Annotated in this window: 26 protein-coding genes; all 26 read left to right on the top strand. The window is 32.2% G+C overall.

Annotated features, from left to right (window positions below; translation table 11 throughout):
- Positions 1-78: 78 nt before the first annotated feature.
- The 26 genes from ACPLVF_RS09540 (at position 79) to spoVAC (ending at position 21,683) form a co-directional block, all read left to right on the top strand.
- Complete coding sequence (locus tag ACPLVF_RS09540; protein ID WP_424907604.1) at positions 79-294, top strand: DUF2273 domain-containing protein; 216 nt, start codon at positions 79-81, stop codon at positions 292-294.
- Positions 295-317: 23 nt separating this feature from the next.
- Positions 318-734, top strand: coding sequence for a transcription antitermination factor NusB (gene nusB / locus ACPLVF_RS09535; protein ID WP_424907603.1), 417 nt, complete (start codon positions 318-320; stop codon positions 732-734).
- Positions 735-766: 32 nt separating this feature from the next.
- The gene (gene xseA / locus ACPLVF_RS09530) at positions 767-1,981 is read left to right on the top strand and encodes an exodeoxyribonuclease VII large subunit (protein ID WP_424907602.1); all 1,215 of its coding nucleotides are present in this window, start codon (positions 767-769) and stop codon (positions 1,979-1,981) included.
- Positions 1,978-2,205 (top strand): exodeoxyribonuclease VII small subunit, encoded by a 228-nt coding sequence (locus ACPLVF_RS09525; RefSeq protein ID WP_424907601.1) that lies wholly within the window; start codon positions 1,978-1,980, stop codon positions 2,203-2,205. Before xseA ends, ACPLVF_RS09525 begins: the two co-directional genes overlap by 4 nt.
- Complete coding sequence (locus ACPLVF_RS09520) at positions 2,202-3,092, top strand: polyprenyl synthetase family protein (RefSeq protein WP_424907600.1); 891 nt, start codon at positions 2,202-2,204, stop codon at positions 3,090-3,092. The genes ACPLVF_RS09525 and ACPLVF_RS09520 overlap by 4 nt, the downstream gene beginning before the upstream one ends.
- A 712-nt stretch (positions 3,093-3,804) precedes the next feature.
- A complete protein-coding gene (locus ACPLVF_RS09515) occupies positions 3,805-4,431 on the top strand; it encodes a hypothetical protein (protein WP_424907599.1) in 627 nt (208 codons plus the stop codon).
- Between the two features lie 13 nt (positions 4,432-4,444).
- On the top strand, positions 4,445-5,242 hold the full coding sequence (locus ACPLVF_RS09510; RefSeq protein ID WP_424907598.1) for a TlyA family RNA methyltransferase: 798 nt from the start codon (positions 4,445-4,447) through the stop codon (positions 5,240-5,242).
- Positions 5,243-5,246: 4 nt separating this feature from the next.
- On the top strand, positions 5,247-6,095 hold the full coding sequence (locus tag ACPLVF_RS09505; RefSeq protein WP_424907597.1) for an NAD(+)/NADH kinase: 849 nt from the start codon (positions 5,247-5,249) through the stop codon (positions 6,093-6,095).
- Positions 6,096-6,113: 18 nt separating this feature from the next.
- A complete protein-coding gene (locus ACPLVF_RS09500; RefSeq protein ID WP_424907596.1) occupies positions 6,114-6,557 on the top strand; it encodes an arginine repressor in 444 nt (147 codons plus the stop codon).
- 14 nt (positions 6,558-6,571) lie between these two features.
- A complete protein-coding gene (gene recN / locus ACPLVF_RS09495) occupies positions 6,572-8,299 on the top strand; it encodes a DNA repair protein RecN (RefSeq protein WP_424907595.1) in 1,728 nt (575 codons plus the stop codon).
- Positions 8,300-8,449: 150 nt separating this feature from the next.
- Positions 8,450-9,739 (top strand): SpoIVB peptidase, encoded by a 1,290-nt coding sequence (spoIVB, locus tag ACPLVF_RS09490; RefSeq protein WP_424907594.1) that lies wholly within the window; start codon positions 8,450-8,452, stop codon positions 9,737-9,739.
- Between the two features lie 107 nt (positions 9,740-9,846).
- Positions 9,847-10,656, top strand: coding sequence for a sporulation transcription factor Spo0A (spo0A, locus tag ACPLVF_RS09485; RefSeq protein ID WP_424907593.1), 810 nt, complete (start codon positions 9,847-9,849; stop codon positions 10,654-10,656).
- Between the two features lie 103 nt (positions 10,657-10,759).
- A complete protein-coding gene (gene steA / locus ACPLVF_RS09480) occupies positions 10,760-11,884 on the top strand; it encodes a putative cytokinetic ring protein SteA (protein ID WP_424907592.1) in 1,125 nt (374 codons plus the stop codon).
- 15 nt (positions 11,885-11,899) lie between these two features.
- Positions 11,900-12,529 (top strand): copper transporter, encoded by a 630-nt coding sequence (locus ACPLVF_RS09475; RefSeq protein WP_424907591.1) that lies wholly within the window; start codon positions 11,900-11,902, stop codon positions 12,527-12,529.
- Positions 12,530-12,569: 40 nt separating this feature from the next.
- Entirely contained in the window at positions 12,570-13,352 is a 783-nt protein-coding gene (locus ACPLVF_RS09470) for a UDP-N-acetylmuramyl pentapeptide phosphotransferase (protein WP_424907590.1), read from the top strand.
- Position 13,353: 1 nt separating this feature from the next.
- A complete protein-coding gene (locus ACPLVF_RS09465; protein ID WP_424907589.1) occupies positions 13,354-14,451 on the top strand; it encodes a DUF3866 family protein in 1,098 nt (365 codons plus the stop codon).
- Between the two features lie 12 nt (positions 14,452-14,463).
- On the top strand, positions 14,464-15,009 hold the full coding sequence (locus tag ACPLVF_RS09460; RefSeq protein WP_424907588.1) for an NUDIX hydrolase: 546 nt from the start codon (positions 14,464-14,466) through the stop codon (positions 15,007-15,009).
- Positions 15,010-16,170: an endonuclease Q family protein gene (locus ACPLVF_RS09455; RefSeq protein ID WP_424907587.1), complete on the top strand. Its 1,161-nt coding sequence runs from the start codon at positions 15,010-15,012 to the stop codon at positions 16,168-16,170.
- 65 nt (positions 16,171-16,235) lie between these two features.
- Positions 16,236-16,865, top strand: a complete 630-nt coding sequence (gene spoIIM, locus ACPLVF_RS09450; protein WP_424907586.1) for a stage II sporulation protein M — start codon at positions 16,236-16,238, stop codon at positions 16,863-16,865.
- A gap of 19 nt (positions 16,866-16,884) precedes the next feature.
- Positions 16,885-17,772 (top strand): site-specific tyrosine recombinase XerD, encoded by an 888-nt coding sequence (gene xerD, locus ACPLVF_RS09445; protein WP_424907585.1) that lies wholly within the window; start codon positions 16,885-16,887, stop codon positions 17,770-17,772.
- Between the two features lie 59 nt (positions 17,773-17,831).
- The gene (locus ACPLVF_RS09440) at positions 17,832-19,010 is read left to right on the top strand and encodes a D-alanyl-D-alanine carboxypeptidase family protein (protein WP_424907584.1); all 1,179 of its coding nucleotides are present in this window, start codon (positions 17,832-17,834) and stop codon (positions 19,008-19,010) included.
- Between the two features lie 141 nt (positions 19,011-19,151).
- Positions 19,152-19,496, top strand: a complete 345-nt coding sequence (gene spoIIAA / locus ACPLVF_RS09435; RefSeq protein ID WP_424907583.1) for an anti-sigma F factor antagonist — start codon at positions 19,152-19,154, stop codon at positions 19,494-19,496.
- An 11-nt stretch (positions 19,497-19,507) separates the two neighbouring features.
- Positions 19,508-19,942, top strand: a complete 435-nt coding sequence (spoIIAB, locus tag ACPLVF_RS09430) for an anti-sigma F factor (RefSeq protein ID WP_424907582.1) — start codon at positions 19,508-19,510, stop codon at positions 19,940-19,942.
- Between the two features lie 11 nt (positions 19,943-19,953).
- Positions 19,954-20,673 carry a SigF/SigG family RNA polymerase sporulation sigma factor gene (locus tag ACPLVF_RS09425; protein WP_424907581.1) on the top strand — a complete coding sequence of 240 codons (720 nt, stop codon included), beginning with the start codon at positions 19,954-19,956 and terminating at the stop codon, positions 20,671-20,673.
- Between the two features lie 291 nt (positions 20,674-20,964).
- Complete coding sequence (locus tag ACPLVF_RS09420; protein WP_068748550.1) at positions 20,965-21,177, top strand: dodecin family protein; 213 nt, start codon at positions 20,965-20,967, stop codon at positions 21,175-21,177.
- A gap of 47 nt (positions 21,178-21,224) precedes the next feature.
- Entirely contained in the window at positions 21,225-21,683 is a 459-nt protein-coding gene (spoVAC, locus tag ACPLVF_RS09415) for a stage V sporulation protein AC (RefSeq protein ID WP_424907580.1), read from the top strand.
- Positions 21,684-21,687: the final 4 nt, after the last annotated feature.

The following is a 21,687-nucleotide window of genomic DNA, read 5'->3' as shown; positions in this document are numbered from 1 at the left end:
CAATGTTTTATAGGTTATTGGTATGTAATTTTGATACCTTAATTTGACATAACAAAGGGTAAAATGAGGGGTGAAAAAATGAATTTTTTTTACGAACTTTGGGATAATCATAGAGGAAAAATTATTGGAGTAACTATTGGTTTCATTATAGGGCTTTTGATATTAATTTTCGGTTTTTTTAAGGCTCTTTTTTTAATATTTTGCAGTGCGGTAGGTTATTTAATAGGGAAATGCATTGATAAAAATATTCCGTTGAGAGAAATGATAAGTAAATTAATGCAGCCATACAAATAAATCATTGGGGGAGGCAGGATTTTTTGACGAGAAGATTGGCAAGGGAGATAATTTTTAAAATGCTTTTTGCTTTCGAGTCGGGAAATAATACTCCTCAAGAAGCTTTAATAATAGCCTACGAAAAACCTATAGAGGAGAAAGATAGGGAATATATTTTAAAGGTATGTGAAGGTGTAATAAAAAATTTAGAAACAATAGACAGGATAATTGAAAAATACACCATTGACTGGAAGTTAGAAAGACTTTTACTCACCGATAAGACATTGCTTAGGCTTGCTATTTATGAAATGCTTTTTTGTGAAGACATTCCAGAAAGTGTTTCCATAAATGAAGCGGTAGAACTTGCAAAGGTCTATGGCGATATGAAATCGCCAAAGTTTATAAATGGAGTTCTCGGAGCGATTGCAAGGGATTTGGATAATATTAAAAAAAGTTTATAAGTTAAATTATATGTCTTTTTGCGGGGGTTTTTATGGACTCTGAAATATTTTCAGTGGGAGAAGTAACGAGATATATAAAGTCTTTGTTTGAAAACGATGAAATATTAACAGAAATATCCGTTCGTGGTGAAATTTCTAACTTTAAGTGTCATAATTCAGGACATTTCTATTTTTCTTTAAAGGATGAAGAGGCCCAAATTAGATGTGTTATGTTTAAAAGCCGTAATACAAATTTAAATTTTACACCTCAAAATGGGCAAAAAGTTATTGCAACGGGCTACATCACAGTATATGAAAAAAACGGTGAATACCAACTTTATGTGGAAACTTTGGAAAAGGATGGGATTGGAGAGCTTTTTCTTCAATTCCAAAAATTAAAAGAGAAATTACAGGAAGAAGGTTTGTTTGACGATTCCCGAAAAAAAAACCTGCCTTTTTTACCTCAAAACATAGGTATTGTGACATCAATCAACGGAGCTGCTTTAAGGGATCTTTTAACGGTTATAAAAAGAAGGTTTCCTAACGTCAATATAATTATTGTCCCAGTATCGGTTCAAGGGGAACAGGCAAAAGATGAGATATCTGAAGGGATAGAATTATTGAATATTTATGGGAAGGTAGATGTGATAATAGTTGGAAGAGGTGGAGGATCTATAGAAGAATTATGGGCTTTCAATGAGGAAAAAGTAGCGAGGGCAATAGCAAATTCAAAAATACCCGTAATTTCTGCTGTTGGGCATCAGACAGATTTTACTATAGCTGACTTTGTTGCAGATATGAGAGCGCCTACCCCATCTGCTGCAGGTGAGATGGTTATACCCGAGAAGGAAAAATTAAAGGGTAATTTAGAAATTATACAAAAGAGATTGTTTAACCGTATTGAAACGATAATAAATACTAAGAGGCAGGAAGTTGAATATTTGAAAAGATACTGCACCATGAGAAAATTCAAAAGTATTGTGGATTCTAAAAGGCAGGACTTGGATGAAATATTAAAAGAACTTATATTATGTATAGAAAATATTATCGAAGTAAGGAAGACAAATGTGAAAAATTTGGTAGAAAAGTTGAATGATTTAAGCCCTATTGCCGTATTAAAGAGGGGTTATAGTATTTGTCAAAATGAGGATAATAAGATTATTAAAACAATTGAAGATGCTTACATAAATCAAACTATAAAAATAATGCTTTCAGATGGCATTATAAGGTGCAGTGTGAATTCCAAAGAAAAAAGGGTGATAGAATGAAATATGAAGAAGCAATAGACAAGCTTTCAAAAATTGTTGAAAGGCTTGAGGAAGGTTCCTTATCCTTAGAAGAATCCCTTACCTTGTTTGAAGAGGGCATAAGACTTACGAGAATCTGTATGAAAATCTTGGATGAAGCGGAAGGCAAGGTCCAAATTTTAACTAAGGAGCTAAACGGAGAAATAAAATTGATAGACTTTGAAGAAGGAAGTGCGGAAAATTGAAAGAATTAGAAAATGAATTATATGAATGTAAAATATTGGTTGAGAGAGCTTTAGATAAATTTTTGCCCGATGAAAATTTATACCCTTCTGAAATTTTTAAGGCAATGAGGTACAGTGTTTTCGCAGGAGGAAAAAGGTTAAGGCCTATTCTCGTAATGAAATCAGCCGAGTTGTTTGGGTTGGAGAAAGAGAAGGTTCTTCCAACAGCATGCGGTATTGAAATGATACATACCTATTCTTTGATTCATGATGATTTGCCGTGTATGGACAACGATGATTTCAGAAGAGGAAAGCCCACATGCCATAAGATGTTCGGTGAAGCGATTGCCTTATTAGCAGGGGATGCATTATTAACTCATGCTTTCTATGTGATAGCAAAAAATAAGGATGTAGAAGGGATAAAAGAAAATGCTGTGCTTGACGTAATTGCCAAAATATCAAAGGCCAGCGGCCCCTTAGGCATGGTGTCAGGGCAGGTTGTTGATATTTTGTCTGAAGGAGTAAATATTGATGAAAAAACTTTGTATTTTATGGATGTAAAAAAAACTGCTGAGCTGATAAAGGTAAGTCTGTGGGCCGGTGCACGACTTGCAGGTGCTGATGAAAAGGACCTTATAAAAATTGAAACCTATGGAGAAAAGATAGGTATAATGTTCCAAATAATTGATGACATTTTGGACACAAATGGAGATGAAAAAATAATTGGCAAACCTGTTGGAAGCGATATAAAAAACGATAAAAATACTTTTGTAAAAATGTTCGGAATAGAACAATCGAAACTTTTGGCAAATAAATTAGCCAAAGAAGCAAAAGAAGTCCTTGTAGAATTTAAAAACAAAGAATTTTTTATGATGCTTATAGATTATCTATTAAATAGGAGCCATTGAGCATTAGAAACTTTTAAGGCTTATTAATTAACATTACCGATTTATAAGCCTTAAGTGGGTTTTTTTTATTTCTTTTGGGATTTGTCACGAACAAATGGTTTGTGTTATAATTGAATTCGCAATAAAGACAGGTGGCGCAGTATTCTAGTCGAAATCTACTTCTCTGAAGACGGGGCTAAAAATCCGTCAAGGGCACATCGATGAAGTTCCTTGTGCTGGCTTTCGACGCCCAGTCGGGGGCTGGTGCAGGGAGTAAGGAAATGGGGCAGCCCGCAACGGCATGCGGGAAATTGACCCTATTTCCGTGGAGACCCAAGTTTGTGGTCTTATTGTAAAGAAAAGGCTACGGCTTGGGGGGTGAACCTGCATCCGATACCAAAAGTGTTGGGTGCAGTGTAGCCTGCCTTGAGTGGTATGGGTGGAAAAAGTAGTTTCTACTTTGAAACCCATGCTGCAAAAGAGGCTAGGAGAAGTGTGATTTCGGTGAGGAAAACTCCTAGACTGTTCCCTTTTAGGGAAGCAGGTTGGGGATTACAGTGCGGACTAAGTGGCAATCCAGTCCTGCTTTTGGTGACAAAGCAGAAGAAGGCTTAAAGGGGAACCGCCCGTGCGGCGACGACGGGTGCCTTCTTGGGAAAACCTACTGGACCTAAGCCGCAATATTTACCCAACCTGTGGCCACCTGTCATAAAAGATTATGAGGTGTATTTTTTTGAGAAAAACAAAATCCGATAAAAAAAATAACATAATATCTACGAAGAATAACAACGGAAAACCAAAAGCCCAATGGATTGTTAAAGTAATTTTTTTGGCTTTTGGTTTATCCGTTTTTTTTAGCTTTTCTTCTGAGATATTGATGTCAAGGGTAAATCTATTAATTTCTTTTATTATTCTTATTGGAATAATATTCATAGGAATTTTATTTGATATAATAGGTACAGCGGTTACATCCGCTGATGAAGCACCTTTTCATGCAATGGCTGCTGATAAGGTCAAAGGTGGAAGGGAAGGAGTAAGGTTAATTAGAAATGCAGATGTGGTTTCAAATTTCTGCAATGATGTCATCGGTGATATTTGCGGTATTATTAGCGGATCGGCAGGTGCAGCCATAGTATTGAAGATTTTTATTACGAAAGGTGGAGTAAAAGAAACTTTAATGAGCATTATTATTTCCGGCATTATTTCTACTTTAACAGTAGGAGGTAAAGCCTTAGGGAAGAGCTTTGCCATAAATAATTCAAAGGATATAGTGTATAAGGTTGCTTATCTTGCTTATTTAATCAACGAAAAATTTGGAATAGATATTATACCTTCTAAAAATTCGCGGAAAAAGGGTTAAAGGAGAGGAAATTGTGACTAAAGAAAGGCTTGATGTGCTTCTTTTAAAAAAAGGCTTATTTAATAGCAGGGAAAGGGCGAAAGCAGAGATAATGGCTGGAAATGTTTATGTGAACGGCAAAAAAGTCGATAAAGCAGGTACTTTTGTACCTGAAGATGCAGAAATATTCATAAAAGAAAAAGCTATACCTTATGTTAGCAGGGGCGGGTTGAAACTAAAAAAAGCCTTAGATTTTTTTAATATAGACGTAAAAGATAAAGTTGCACTAGATGCCGGAGCATCAACGGGCGGTTTTACGGACTGCCTTTTAAAGGAAGGTGCAAAAAAGGTTTATGCGGTGGATGTGGGTTTTGGACAATTGGATTATAGTTTGAGGACAGATAATAGGGTCATAAATATAGAAAGGAAAAACGTTCGATATTTAACCTTTGAGGATATAGGCGAGTTAGTAGATATCATTACAGCTGATTTATCATTTATTTCTTTAAAACTTGTTTTTGAGCCTTTAAGGAAGCTGATAAAAGAAGATGGGGATTTAATAACATTAATTAAACCGCAGTTTGAAGTGGGTAAAAATGAAGTTGGGAAGCACGGTGTTGTCAGAGATAAAATACTGCATGAAAGGGCAATAAGAGAAGTATTATTGGATGGAGAAAAAAAAGGTTTTTATTGTCATGGACTTACTTTTTCTCCTATTCAGGGGCCTGAAGGCAATATTGAGTTTCTTGCCTGGTATAAAACAGCTAAATTTACAGGGTTTATCGATATTGAAGGTGTAGTAAGAGAAGCTCATGAGAGTTTTAAGAGGTGAGTTTATGAGGCATATTAGCCTTTTTGTCAATACTTCAAAACCAAAAGCTGTGGAATTATCAAAAAACCTGATAAATTGGTTGGAAGAAAAGGATTTTAAGGTTGTAAATAGTGTTGCCGTAGAAGATTTAAAAATGGGTGAATTTAATTTAGATGGATCTGCGGAAATGGCAATTTGTTTAGGCGGGGATGGTACCTTGCTAAGTGTAGCAAGGAAGCTTGCACCTTTAAATATCCCTATTTTAGGTATAAATGTTGGGCATGTGGGCTTTTTGACAGAAATCGAATTGAAGGACCTATATAGGGATTTGGAATTTTTGAAAACGGGCAGGTTTTTTTTAGATAAACGAATGATGATAGAAGCATATGTTAATAGAAATGATAAAGTTTTAAGTAATTTTTTGGCTTTGAATGATGTAGTAGTCACAAAAGGACCATTTGCAAGGCTTATAAGGATTAAAGCTACATCTAATTACTCATACATTGATACATATCCAGCAGATGGGCTTATAGTTTCTACTCCTACGGGTTCTACAGCATATTCCCTTTCAGCCGGCGGGCCAATAGTTAGTCCAAATATGGAGCTTTTGATTTTAACGCCCATTTGTCCTCATACTCTTCAAAATCGTTCGATAATTGTATCAAAAGATGATATAATAAAGGTGCAGGTTTTTGCGGAACATCAGGAAATAATGCTTACTATTGATGGACAAGAAGGATATAAATTAATGCCCTATGATGAAGTAATAATAAAAAAATCAAAATATTATACAAATTTAATTAGAATAAAAAATAGGAGCTTTTATGACCTTCTTAGAAAAAAGCTGAAAGAATCTGACGGAAGAAGTATATAAAGGAGGTATTTAAATAAGGTGAAGTCAAAAAGACACATGAAAATAAGAGAAATTATAAAAGAAAAACCTATAGAAACTCAGGAAGAACTTGCAGAAGAATTGAAAAAAAGCGGTTTTAACGTTACTCAAGCTACAGTTTCAAGGGATATTAAAGAATTAAGGTTAATAAAGGTCTTGAAAAATGGCAAGTACTGTTATGATGAGCCTGAAAATATTAAAACACCCTCAGAAAAACATTTAAGGATGTTTAAAGATTCAATTTTATCTATAGATTATGCTGAAAATCTAATTGTAATAAAGACTTTATCTGGTGCTGCTCAGGCAGCGGCTTTTGCAATTGACAATATAAAGTTTGAAGAAATCTTGGGAACGATAGCAGGTGATGACACCATTTTAGCGGTTGTTAGGTCAAAAGAAATGGTTAAGGATGTAGTAGAAAGGATTAAAAACATTATAAAGTAGTAGGGGGTTAATACATGCTCCTTAAACTTTCGATAAAAAATTTTGCTCTAATCGAAGACATATCTATAGATTTCAAACCAGGTTTAAATGTTTTAACTGGAGAAACAGGTGCCGGAAAATCAATTGTTATAGATTCTATAGGTTTGATTTTGGGTGAACGAGCGAGTACCGAGTTTATAAGAACTGGAGCTAACAGTAGTTTTATAGAAGCAGTTTTTGACAATAATAATGAGGAAGTTGGTAAAATCCTTGATGAATATGGAATAGAGAAAGAGGAACTATTAATTATATCAAGAGAAATTACTTCTCAGGGTAAAAATTTTTGCAGAATAAACGGCAAAATGGTTCCCCTTTCAGCTTTAAAGAATATTGGAAAGTACTTAGTAGATATTTTTGCCCAGCATCAAACATATCAATTGCTGTTTGACAGCAAATATCATTTAAAAATTATTGACGCTCTGGGTGGTGAAAAGGTAAATATATTAAAAAAAGAATTAAAATCAACCTTTGAAAAAATAAAAGAGATAAAAAAAGAAATCCAAATTTTACAAAGTCAAAAGAATGAAGACGAAAGATTAAAAGAAAGGTTGCTTTTTGAAAAGGAAGAATTAGAAAATGCTTCGCTTTTTCCCGATGAGGATCGGTTGTTAGAAGAAGAAAGGGAAATACTTGTTAATTCTGAAAAAATAATGAAATCACTGGTTTTAGCAGAAAATTTGCTTTATGAAGGTAACGACACCTTTCCAGTAGTAGAGATGCTTGATAAAATTATTGATGCTCTTGAAGGCATTATTCCCTATTTTAAAGACATAGAACCTGTTTTAAGTACCATTAAGGAATCCTATTATTCTCTACAGGACGCAGCTTTAAATATACAAAGGTTTATAAAGAAATTAGACTTCGAGCCAGAGAGGTTAGACCATATATATACGAGAATATCCTTTTTAGACCGACTGAAGAAAAAATACGGAATGTCTTTAGATGAGTTGATAAAATACAAGGAAGAGATAAATAAAAGGCTTGAAGATTTGGCAAACATGGATGAAAAAATAGAAATAAAGAATAATGAATACCATAAATTATTAGAAAAATATAAAGAATATGCCATCAAACTGCATGAGATTAGAAAAAATATTGCTAAAGATTTAGAAAACAAAATACTAAAAGAACTTTCGGAATTAGCAATGAAAGGCGTTCAATTTTCCGTTGATTTTAAGTTTATTGAAGATGAAGAGGGAATGTTAATCGATGGTAAAAAAATTGCTTACGGAGATGAGGGTTTTGATTTTGTTGAATTTTTAATTTCTACAAATACCGGCGAACCATTGAAACCTTTAAATAAAATTGCTTCGGGCGGGGAATCTTCACGAATAATGTTGGCAATAAAAAATATAATTGCAGATGTGGATAAAATTCCTTGCATGATATTTGATGAAATAGATACGGGAATTGGAGGCAGGACAGCTCAGGTGGTAGGTGAAAAGCTTTATAAAGTTGCTAAAAACCGACAAGTATTGTGTGTGACTCATTCACCACAGATTGCTTGTTTGGGAGATGCGCATTTTCAGATTAAAAAAATTGTCAAAAACAATAAAACCAATACTGTAGTTGAGGAACTAAGTTTTGACAAACGGGTTGAGGAAATTGCAAGAATGTTAGGAGGAGCTGAAATTACAGAAAATACTCTTAAGTATGCAAAGGAAATGCTTAAAATGGCCTTTAATTTCAAACAAAAAAAATAAAATTGATAAAATAAATTTAATTTAAACCTTTAAGGAAAAAATCCTTAAAGGTTTTTTATTTTTATAAACTTATAAGAATTTACCTGTATAAAAAAGAACTTAAAGGAAATCTTAAATTTCAGGTTAACCTTTTTTAAAAGGAGTGAAAACATGAACTGGAAAAAGCGCCAGATTACAGGAATTGTATTAGCATTATTAATCCTTTTTTCTTCTTATGCTGCCAATTTTTTATATTTACCAGAAAAATTAAGTCTGGTTGAAGGTGTAGAGCAAAAAATTAACCTTAAAGTTCCTTTCACTTTTGAACTTTTATGCGATAAAGACAGTAATTTAGTTATAAATGGAGAAAAAGTAAAAGACCTTGTGAAAATAAATTTAAAAAATCCCATTACTATACAACCGGCAAAACTTGGCACTTATGACCTTGAATGGAGGCTTTTCGGGGTAATTCCTGTTAAAAAGACAAAGCTGGAAGTTATTCCTCAAATAGAAGTGGTACCTGGAGGACATTCCATTGGTGTAAAATTAAGACCTAACGGAGTAATAGTAGTAGGGACAGGTGCAGTTTCTGATGAAAGCGGTAAAAGCCATTTGCCAGCAAAAGAAGCGGGTATTGAATTGGGAGATACGATAATAAAGGCTAATGGAATTTACGTTTATTCAGCAGAAGATTTATCGACAATAATTAATAATGACGAAGACAAATTAATAACTTTGACTATAAAAAGGAATGACAATATTTTTGATGTAAACATTAAAGCGATAAAAAATAAATTGGGTAATTTTCAGTTAGGCCTATGGGTAAGAGATATTACAGCGGGTGTTGGGACCCTCACTTTTTATGAGCCTGAAACAAAGGTTTATGCTGCCTTAGGGCACATTATATCTGACTCAGATACGGGAAAGATAATAGAAATTGGAAATGGGGAGATTATTCGCGCAAAGATTACCTCTATACTTCCTGCAAAAAAAAATATCCCTGGTGAAAAAAGAGGTGTTTTTGTAAAAGAAGAGGAGGTAATAGGAAATATTTTATTAAACAATAATTTTGGTATATTCGGACAAATTTATAAACCCTTGGAAAATCCTTATTATAATCTTATTCCAATTGCTCCAAGCAGTTTTGTGCATCCAGGACGAGCTGAAATATTAACGGTTGTTGAAGGGGAAAAAATCGAACGCTATGAAATCGAGATATTAAAAGTTTCTAAGCAAAACAATCCTTCGCCTAAGAGCATGGTAATAAAAGTTGTAGATCCTAAACTTTTAAGGAAAACGGGAGGCATAATTCAAGGAATGAGTGGCAGTCCCATAATACAGGATGGATTTTTAATAGGCGCAATAACTCATGTTTTTGTTAATGATCCTACTAAAGGATATGCTGTTTTTGCCGAATGGATGCTAAAAGAAATTGACAAAGTAAACCAAGGAAATCTATAAAAAATAATAGATTTTTATGTAAATTAAGGAGGTTTTTTCCTATATTTGTCGAATATATTTTATTGTTTAAAAAATTTCTCATATTGTTTGATAGGGGAGGTTTTAGTTTGGGGGGGAATAACAAAATAAGAGTTTTAATTGCTGATGATAACAAAGATTTTTGCGAACTTTTGCAAACATTTTTAAACGAAGAAAAAGATATTGAAGTGGTAGGTATAGCTTATGATGGATATTCTACTATAGAAGCGGTGAAGGAATTAAAACCTGATGTATTAATACTCGATATAATAATGCCAAATTTAGATGGCATAGCAGTTGTTGAAAGATTAATGGGGCAAAATTTAAAACCTAAGATTATTATTCTTTCTGCCGTTGGGCAGGATCGGTTCACACAAAAGGCATTAATGATTGGTGCGGATTATTATATAGTTAAACCCTTTGATTTTAGTGTTCTAGCAGAAAGGATAAGAGAAGTTGCAAAAGAGGAAAATAGATTTACTCCTACTTCTATTATTAGCCATGAGGAAAAAGATGATGGCCAGAAAAGTTCAGCTTGTAATTTGGAAATGGAAATAACAAACATAATTCATGAAATTGGCATTCCAGCTCATATTAAAGGATATTTTTATCTAAGAGATGCAATTGCAATGGTTGTCAATAATATTGAACTTCTGGGGGCGGTAACAAAAGTTCTCTATCCTACAATCGCAAAGAAATATAATACCACACCAAGCAGGGTGGAGCGTGCAATTAGACATGCTATTGAGGTAGCATGGAATAGGGGATGCATAGAGACTATTAACAACCTTTTTGGTTACACAATACCAAAAGAGAAGGGAAAGCCGACAAATTCCGAATTTATAGCAATGATAGCTGATAAAATTAGAATGGAAAAGTTTGATAATATTGCAGTGTAATATTTTGATTAAAAGCGCGGATAAAAAACGCGCTTTTTGTATTTTGAATGAAACAAATGGAATACTATATGTGGAAATAATTGTTCAATAAAAGGAGTAAGTTATGATTTGCGGGCGGGCATGTGTGGATAAAAAGACAAAAAATTTACTATATAAAATAAAGCCTGGAGAAATTGCGGTTATTTTTCATAAAGATTTGGATGTAATAGCTGCTGCAAGTCTAGTAGAAAAAAAGGTAAAAGCTGTAATTAATTTTGAACCTTCCCACAGCGGGCAATATTTAAATAAAGGCCCAGAAATTTTAATTAATTCAAAAATTCCTCTTATCGATATTATTTCAACTTTTCAGGGCAGTATAAAAGAAGGTGACTTTGTAATAGTAAAAGAAAATGGCGATGTATATGTAAACGGAAATTATTTTGCAAGAGGACAATTTGTTGATTTGAAATACATAAAAATTAAAAATAATTATGCAAGACAAAATATGGACAAATACCTTATAGATTTTGTGGAAAATACTATTAATTTTATTAAGAAAAATGAAGACCTTATAACCTCAAATTATAAAGTGCCAGAGACTAAGACTAATCTAAAAGGAAGACATGCTTTGATAGTAATAAGGGGGCACGAATATAAAGAGGATTTGTTAATACTTAGGGATTATATTGAAGAAATGAAACCAGTATTAGTAGGAGTTGATGGAGGAGCTGATGCTCTTTTAGAATTTGGTTATAAACCGGATATTATAATTGGTGATATGGATAGTATTTCCGATAAAGGCTTGTTATGTGGTGCTGAAATAATTGTTCATGCTTACCCTGATGGAAGAGCACCAGGAATTGAAAGGGTAAGAAAATTAGGATTAAATTACGGTATTTTTTCAGTATCAGGTACAAGTGAAGATGCAGCTTTTTTGCTTGCCTTTGAAAAAGGGGCTGATTTAATTGTGGCGGTAGGTACCCATACAAGTTTAGTAGACTTTTTGGAAAAAGGCAGAAGCGGGATGGCTAGTACTTTTTTAGTGAGATTAAAAGTGGGCCATATACTTATTGATGCAAAGGGGGTAAATAAACTTTATAAAGGTAGGGCGGGTAATTTTGATTTAATTTTTACCTTAGTTTTAACAGGTGTTATCCCCCTTCTTATAATTACAATAAATTCACCTTTTTTATTGCATACTGTTAAACTTTTATTCTTAAAAGTAAAGTTGGCTTTAATGATGTTTTAATTTTGAGGTGATAAAATGTATCATTTTAAAGCCATTACTGTTTTAATAGTTTCGATTTTTATTTCATTAACTATTGGGTTATTAACGGGTTTTTCAATAAACGGAAATGAGATTCTGGTTTACCAGCAAAAAAATACGATTGAACAATTGGAAAAGGCATTAAACAAATTAAAAGAATTGGATGAGAAAAGAGCAAAGGAAGAAATTGAATTAATAAAAAAACAAAAGGAAGATTATGCTTTTTTAGAAGAGAATTTAGGGGAAATATTTAAAGACAAACTTTTAAACAAGAAAATAATAGTATTAACATTAGAAAAGAACGATGGAGAAAAATTTGCAGAGTTTTTGAAAAAAACCGGTGCGGAAATAGAAATTCTAAATATAAATGAAATGGTAAGTCTTCCTTTAGATAGTGATTTTATTATATTTTTTAGGGAAAAGGGTAGTGATGATGCATTGACTCCTAATGTTTTTAGCTCTTTAGAAAAATATAAAGGTAATAATATTTCTATTGTTGTTGCTCAGGATTTTCCCATTACAAAAAAAGACGAAAGATTTTTTAAAGAAAAAAAGATAGAATATGTGGATGAAGTAGATAATGTTATAAAAAAATATAAATTAATACTTATGCTTTTTAAAAAATAAATTTAAACTTTGATTGAGAGTGATTTTTAAGGGTGAAAGCATGATTATAGTAATTTCTATAATTTTAACCGAGTATTTAATGATTCAATTTTTAAAATGGGATGTTACAAAAAGGAAAAACTACAAAGGTGTGGAAATTCCCACAGCTGGTGGAATAATTTTTATTATCGTAAATTCTATAATGAGTATATTTTTATTTACAATTTTTACAATTTTTAGCGAAAGGTTGTTTATTTTATTAAACCTCATTGGAACTTTGACAATGGGAATTTTCGGCCTTATTGACGACACATTTGGCCAGAGAAATGTAAAAGGTTTTAGGGGACATTTTTTTTCATTTTTTAAAGGAAATTTGACTACAGGGGTATTAAAGGCTGTATTCGGCTTTTTAATTTCCTTTTTAATTTCTTTTGTAAAAAATATTGATAATATTTATTTTTTAATTCTCGATACTTTTTTTATATGCTTTTTTATTAATATTATAAATCTTTTAGATATGAGGCCTGGACGAGCTTGTAGGTTTTATCTTGTTTTAAGTATTTTAGCGATGATAATAGAATTTTATAAAAAAAGTTTTTATAGAATATGGCTAATGCTTCCTCTGTTTTGCTCGGTTTTTGTATTTTTACCATATGATGTGGGTGAAAAAATAATGATGGGAGATACGGGAGCAAACGTACTTGGCATTAATTTGGGCATAATTTATTCGTGGATACTTCCTCCTAATATTAAGTTAATTCTTTTGTCTCTTTTAATTTTTGTAAACGTCTTAGCTGAGAAATACTCTATTTCTAAAATTTTAGATAAAATAGGGGGAAGATGAGGTGAACAAAGATAAAGGTTTTATGATAAGGCTTAGAAGGGGTAAAGTTAAAAAGATTATAGAAAAAAGGGAAGGTATGGAAGAAGTATTAGTAGAAGTTGAAGGTATCATGCAAAAAGCAATAAATTACGTTCAGATGACCGGTCCGGTAAATATTGAAGATGAAGTGGTGCTTAATACTACAGCGCTATTTTTAAACCTCGGCAGTGGTGGTTACAATTTTATTATTTATAATTTTAGCAATTCCCATCTTGATATTGGTCAAAAAGGACATATAATGAAATTAAGGTACACTCCCTTGCAAGTAAAATGTTTATCTGTGGAGGAAAAGGGAAGCAGTTTGAGGGAAAAGATAGAAAATACAACCTCTTTAGAAGGGATGCCTGTTGTAATTGTACCATTACACAGTGCTATAGCTGCTGTATGTGCGTCAATAAAATATTTAAATGACAATGTAAATATTGCGTATATTATGACAGATGGAGGGGCTTTACCGATTTTTTTTAGTAAAACGGTTTATGTGCTAAAAAAGCTGAAGCTTTTAGATTTGACAATCACCGTAGGGCATGCTTTTGGCGGTGATTTGGAAGCTATAACCCTGTATTCGGGATTAATTGCAGCGAAGGCAGCAGGGTGCCATATAGTCATTGTAGGCGTAGGTCCTGGAATTGTAGGTACAGAAACAAAATATGGAAATACTGGAATTATTCAGGGTGAAGCTGTAAATGCCGTTAATGTATTAAAGGGGAAAGCAATTGTTGTTCCCAGAATAATGTTAAACGACAAAAGGGAAAGGCATTATTTAGTAAGTCATCATACTTTAACCGCTTTATCAGAGATAGCTTTAACCAAAGCTTTTGTTGTTCTTTCCGAGGAAATAGATGTAAAAACAAGGGAATTGATTTTAAAAAGATTTAATGAGTATAAAATATTAGAAAAACATGAAGTTATTTTTCGTGAAGGCAAAAAAGGAATCGAATATTTAAGAGGAATTAATTTCAATTTAGTAACAATGGGGAAAGATTATGAACAAGAGTCCTATTATTTTTTAACTGCTGCAGCAGGAGGGGTATTTGCTGCAGAAAATATTATATACTAAGGGGGATAATAGATGGAGTTTTACGAAGAAACCATAGAATCAAAAAGAATTTTTGAGGGGAGAGTTATTAATTTAAGACTTGATAAAGTAAGGCTTCCTAATGGAAGAGAGTCTACGAGAGAAATAGTCGAGCATCCCGGTGCTGTTGCAATAGTTGCCATAAATGATAAAAATGAAGTTTTGATGGTGAAACAGTATCGTAAAGCCGTTGAAAGGGTTTTATTAGAAATCCCTGCAGGCAAAATTGAAAGGGATGAAGATATAGAAGAATGTGCCCAAAGGGAATTAATGGAGGAGACAGGTTTTAAAGCGGGAAAACTCATTTTTCTTGCAGATTTTTTCACATCACCGGGTTTTTCTGATGAGAGAATGTATCTTTTTTTAGCTAAAGACCTTTATGAAGAGAAAGGGTCGCAGGATGAAGATGAAGTAATTAGCCTTGAAAAAATACCTTTTTCGGAAGCAGTGCTTAGGGCATACAGAGGAGAGTTTAAGGATGGAAAAACTCTTGTAGGATTGTTGATTGCTGCAAAATTCATAAGTGAGGGAATAATCTAAATGATGGTATTTGCTGATTTACACATACATATAGGAAAAGCTAAAGGGAAACCTGTAAAGATTACTGCTTCATCAGATCTTACGTTGGAAAATATTTTGAATACAGCTTTATTGGAAAAAGGATTAAATATTGTAGGCATAGTTGATTCAGCTTCACCTAACGTATTAGAAGAAATAGACGAACTTATTAATAAAGGAGATTTAATAGAATTAGAAAAGGGGGGTTATATTTACAAAGAAAAAATAGTTTTGTTTTTAGGAAGTGAAGTTGAAACATTAGAAAAAACAGGTGTAGCACACAGCTTAGTATATTTTCCGAAAATAAAGCAAATGAAAGAATTTTCAAAAATAATGGAAAAATATGTAAAAAATATAAATTTGAGTTCTCAAAGAGCTTCTATAAATGCAAAAGAATTGGTCAAAATTGCTGATAATTTGGGTGGTGTTTTGATTCCAGCTCATATATTTACTCCTTTTAAAAGTTTTTATGCCTGTTTTGATAGACTGTTTTATGCTTTTGAAAATTGTTTTGAAAAAATAAAATTCATTGAACTGGGTTTAAGTGCCGATTCTTTTATGGCTGATCATATATGCGAATTAGAGGACAAGATTTTTTTATCAAATTCGGATGCTCATTCCTTAGAAAAAATAGGTAGAGAGTTTAATGAATTTTTTACTGAAGAATTGAATTTTGAATCAATATTTTTACAGAAAAAAGGGGAATCGAAGATAACATCCAATTATGGACTAAATCCCAAGCTCGGAAAATACCATAGAACGCGATGTGACAAGTGCGGTTTTATAGCTGAAAATGAGCCACCTGTAATTTCTTGCCCTAATTGTAAAAATGAAAGGGTGGTAGTTGGAGTACTTGATAGGGTGTTTTTAATAAAAGATAAAGACTATAAAAAACCAGAACATAGACCACCATATATTTATCACTTCCCTTTAGAGTTCATTCCAGGTATAGGTAAAAAAACAAGAAAGCTACTGTTAGAAGAGTTTAAAACAGAAATTACAGTGTTATATTTTGCTGAGATAGGGGAAATTGCAAGATACTGTGGAGATAAAATTGCAAATAAGATTCAAAAAATACGAGATGGAAGGTTAGATTTTAAATCGGGTGGTGGAGGAATTTACGGTAGAATAATTATAGAGTAATTTTAAGTTATATTATTGCTATCCCCCGCATAATTATTTTATAAGTGGACGGGGGGAGATAAATTTTGCGCCATATAGTTGATATTATTATCGAATTTATAAAAAAAAATATAGGACTTTATATTTTACTAACAATAGTGTTAATAATTGGAATTATAGCAGGTAGTCTAACTGTAAATCTTCTATCGCCTTTGCAAAGAGAAGAACTAACAAAATATTTAAATATGTTCTTTATAAACTTAAACAACATTGATTTAGATAGTTCCAATGTTTTTTACACTTCGTTATCTAATAATATTAAAACAGTTATTACAATCTTTATTTCAGGGCTTCTTATTTTTGGGTTCCCATTAATATTTTTTATAATATTTTTTAGAGGGTTTATATTAGGATTTACGACAGGTTTTTTTATTGCAGAATTTGGATTAAAAGGTTTTCTGATTTCAATATTAACAATACTTCCTCAAAATATTTTTATAATATTAGGAATCTTGTCCATTGGGGTAACTGCTCTGTATTATGCTTTTGCACTTCTAAAATCTAAAGAAAGGTTTTATAAGGAAAGTTATGGTAATCTCTTAATAGGTTATCTTTTTTCTTCTTTTTTCTTTTCTATTTTTTTACTTTTAGCAAGCCTTTTGGAAGGTTACATTTCTCCCATTCTAATTAGAATTATTGCAAATTATTTTTCATAAAGGGTAAAGGTGGTAAAAAATGGAAGAAATATTAGAAAATTTTTTAGAGTTCTTAGTAGTTGAGAGAGGCTTATCTAATAATACTGTTTTATCTTATAAAAATGATATTAATCAATTCATTAATTACATAAAAAACATTGGTATAAAATCTTTTAAAGAAGTCAATAGGGCAAATGTTATTTCTTATTTATTATTTTTACAAAGAAACAAAAGGGCTTCCAGCAGTATCTTAAGATCATTGGCGGCAATAAAGTCTTTTTATCATTTTCTTTTAAGAGAAAAAGTCATTGAAGAGGATCCAACCTATAACTTAGAAACTCCGAAGTTGGAAAAAAAGTTACCCAGGGTACTCACAGTGGAAGAAGTAGAAAAACTTTTATCTCAGCCCAATGATGAAGATTTATGGGGATTTAGAGATAGGACCATGTTGGAATTATTATATGCAACTGGAATAAGGGTATCTGAATTGGTATCATTAAAGGTAGAAAATGTCAATTTAGAAATGGGTTATTTAAAATGCATGGGAAAGGGTTCAAAAGAGCGGATTATTCCTATTGGCTCCGTTGCAATAAATTATCTTAATCATTATATAAAAGAAGTTAGAGAAAAGTTATTAAAAAATAAAAAATCTGATTATTTATTTTTTAACCATCAAGGTAAAAGTTTAACCCGTCAGGGTTTTTGGAAAATCATCAAAAAATATGCAAAAAAAGCAAATATAAAAAAGGAAATAACACCGCATACTTTGCGGCATTCTTTTGCTACTCATTTGTTGGAAAACGGTGCGGATTTACGTTCTGTTCAGGAAATGCTGGGGCACTCTGACATTTCAACAACCCAAATATATACACATTTAACAAAAACAAAAATCAGGGAGGTCTATGATAAGACACACCCGAGAGCTTAGAGCTTAATGAATAACATTCCTCCGTGAAGGAAATTCTATGAGTGAAAGGAGGAATGTAAGTGAAATATATAAAAAATATTTTTATTAAAATCATTGCTATTAACATGATTTTACTCTTAACAATTTATTTATTTCCCTTTACTGCACAGGCTCGGGTGTTGCAAAATCAACCGAGTATTAAATCTCCTTCAGCAATATTAATAGATGCTTCTTCGTGCAAGGTATTATATGAAAAAAATGCTCACCAGAGGTTAGAACCTGCAAGTGTTGCCAAGATAATGACCTTACTTATTGCTTTTGAAGCAATTGAAAAGGGCAAAGCTAATTTTAACGATCAAGTGAAGGTTAGCGAGAGGGCTTGGAAAACAGGAGGAAGTCAAGTTTTCTTAGGGCCAGGAGAAGTTCAAACCTTAGAAACGCTTTTAAAATGTATAGTTATTTCTTCTGCTAATGATGCTTCAGTGGCTGTAGCAGAGCATATTGGTGGAAGTGTAGAAGGTTTTGTGAGGATGATGAATGAAAAAGCAAAAGAATTAGGATTAAAAAATACCAATTTTACAAATCCTCATGGATTATCTGACCCTAATCTTTATACCACTGCTTACGATATAGCAATTATTGCAAAGGAGCTTATAAAGTATCCCAAATTCTTCGAATGGTCAACAAAATTAGTAGATTATTTAGAACATACTGATAAAAAACGTGAACCAACAATGCTTGCAAATACAAATAAATTGTTAGGAAAATATGAAGGTTTGGATGGTATAAAAACTGGGTATCATGAAAAAGCAGGATTTTGTTTTGTAGGAAGTGCAAAAAGGGGAGATTTAAGACTAATTTCTGTTGTAATGAATGCAGCCTCTTCTAATGATAGATTTGAGGATACTAAGAAATTATTGGACTATGGTTTTGGATATTTTAATTCTGTAACTGTTGCAAAAAAAGGAGCTACGGTAAAAAGGATAAAAGTAGAAAAAGGTTTACAAAAAGATATAGAAATAGTGTATAAAGAGGATAAAAGTGTACTTGTTGAAAAAGGAAAAGAAAACGAGATCACTACAAAAATAGAAATTCCAGATAAAATAATTGCTCCTGTTAAAAAAGGTGAGAAAGTGGGAGTTTTAAAGGTTTATCAAGAAAATAAGGAAATAGGGCAAGTAGATTTGGTTGCAAAACAGGATGTAAAGAAAATTACTTATTTTGATATTTTAAAAAATCTGATAAGGGGATTATTATAGTTTTAAAAACACAAGGTGCACTTTAATAAGTGCACCTTATTATATTTTAAAGGCATTATAGGAAGGATTTTACAAAAAATTGTAGAAATAGTATTTAAAGCTTTGATTTTACCAACATTTGTTTTTGAAGGAGGCAGTGTGATGCTGCAAGAGGGGGCAAATTTCAGGTTTATTAAGGATGTAATGATTGTCAATTTAAAAGGAGAACTTGATCATCATATTGCGGATCGTATAAAAGAAGATATAGACTACGCAATGAGTAAAAAAAATATAAAAAAAATATTATTCAATTTCAAAAATGTGACTTTTATGGATAGTTCGGGAATAGGAATGCTGCTTGGGAGGTATAAAAGCATTAAATCCATAGGTGGGGCTTTGGGAGTTTGCAATGTCAACGAACGGATAAAAAAAGTCTTTGATATCTCCGGTCTTTTCAGTATAATCCCGTGTTACACGGACGAAAATGAAGCAGTAGAAAAATTATAAGGAGTGGTTTTATGGAAAAGTTAAATGAAATGACAATAGATTTTTTAAGCAAATCCCAAAATGAGTCTTTTGCGAGGGTAGTCGTTGCGGCATTTGCTTCTCAGTTAGATCCTACATTGGATGAAATTGCAGATATAAAAACTGCAGTGTCAGAAGCTGTTACAAATTCAATTATTCATGGATATGAGGATAAAGTGGGAATAATCAGAATTAAAGCTGTACTTTATGAAGATGGAATAGAAATTTGGGTCCAGGATTGGGGAAAAGGGATAGAGGATGTTGAGTTAGCTAAACAGCCTTTATGGACATCGAAACCCGAGTTAGATCGTTCGGGGATGGGCTTTACTATTATGGAAAATTTTATGGATTCATTGGAAGTTGTATCAAAGTTAGGAGAAGGTACGACTGTTAAAATGTATAAAAAGATAAAATCAAAAAAATCTTGAGGGCTGATATCATGTATGAGGAAAATATTGAACTTTTAAGCAAAGCAAAAAGCGGTGATGAACTAGCTAAAGAAAAATTGATACAAAGGAATCTTGCTCTTGTATATAACATTGCAAAAAGATTTGAGAACAGGGGATTTGAGCTTGAGGATTTAATTCAGATAGGGACTATAGGGCTTTTAAAAGCCATTGACAAATTTGATTTATCTTATAATGTGAAATTTTCTACATATGCTGTGCCTATGATAATTGGAGAAATAAAAAGGCAAATAAGGGATAATAATACAATAAAAATTTCACGTAAGATAAAAGAAATTTCCTACAAGATACAAAAAACTAAAGAGTTTTTAGAAAAACAACTTGGAAGAGAACCTACAATAAGAGAAATATCTGAAGAACTTGGAATATCTATAGAAGAGATAAATATGAGTTTAGAAGCGTCAAAGCCTATTATTTCTTTAAATGAAGTAGCGTATCAAGATGATTCAAATCCTATTTATGTTTTAGATAAGATTGAAACTAACCCAGAAGATATGATTTCTATTTTAGATAATATATCTCTAAAAGAAGCTATATCTAAATTGGAAGGAATTGAAAGAAAAGTAATATTTTTGAGATATTTTAAAGATAAAACTCAATCCCAAATTGCTGAAATTCTCGGTATTTCTCAGGTTCAGGTATCTCGGCTTGAAAAAAGAATTTTACAAAAGATGAGAAATATGATGTTTTAATTAACTGCGAGAAATCGCAGTTTTTTATTTTATTTTTTTGTATAAAAAACTTTTTATAGTAAAATAATACCTTTAAAGGGGTGTTTATGGGATGAAAAGTGTTCAAAGCAAAATTTTTAAATTTATAATTCTTTTTTTAATATTTCTTATAAGTTTTGCAGGAATATATTATTATAAAGAAATTAAGAATAAAATACCCAAAAGTGCAAAATTTGTGATGTTAATAGAGGAGAATATAGTTTTTAATCAAGGGAAAAATATAAATGTAATTAAGTTTTGGGAGGGATAAATATGACTGTAAAAGTAATTGAAGTTGTTGGTGAATCAAAAAATAGCTGGCAGGAAGCAATAGAAAATGCAGTAAAAGATGCTTCAAAGACGATTAGAAATATAACAGGAGTAGAAGTGTTGAATCAAACTGCAAATGTACAAAACGGTAAAATAGTAGAGTATAAAGCGGATGTGGCGATTGCCTTTAAGGTTGATGGGACTACAGAAGCCTAAATAGCGAGCACTAAATAGTGCTCGCTTTAATATGAAAGGAGAATTATATGCCAAAGTCTGACATTACTTTAGAACAAAAAAAATACAAAGAATTTGCCAAAACTAAAAAACCTAAACCCCCTGTTTTGCGTAATGTAATTTCTGCATTTATTGTAGGTGGTATTATTTGTACTATAGGCCAAATAATTTTAAATTTTTATGTATCTATTGGGCTGGATAAACTAAAAGAAGCTCCGCCAGCAACTTCAGCTACAATGGTTTTTTTAGGGGCTTTTTTAACAGGATTGGGTATTTATGATCAAATAGGGAAAAGGGCGGGAGCGGGTTCGATAGTGCCTATTACTGGATTTGCCAATTCTATTGTATCACCAGCAATGGAATTTAAAGCAGAAGGGTTTATATTCGGGGTTGCCGCTAAAATGTTTGTTGTAGCAGGTCCAGTTATTGTTTATGGTATGACGATTTCTATGATAATAGGTTTTATATATTATTTCTTAAAATTGTGAGGGA

The organism is Thermovenabulum sp. (assembly GCF_049701175.1).
Taxonomy (GTDB): domain Bacteria; phylum Bacillota; class Thermosediminibacteria; order Thermosediminibacterales; family Thermosediminibacteraceae; genus Thermovenabulum.
Note: the sequence above shows the minus strand (reverse complement) of the source record. Positions and strands in the feature narration are given on the sequence as shown.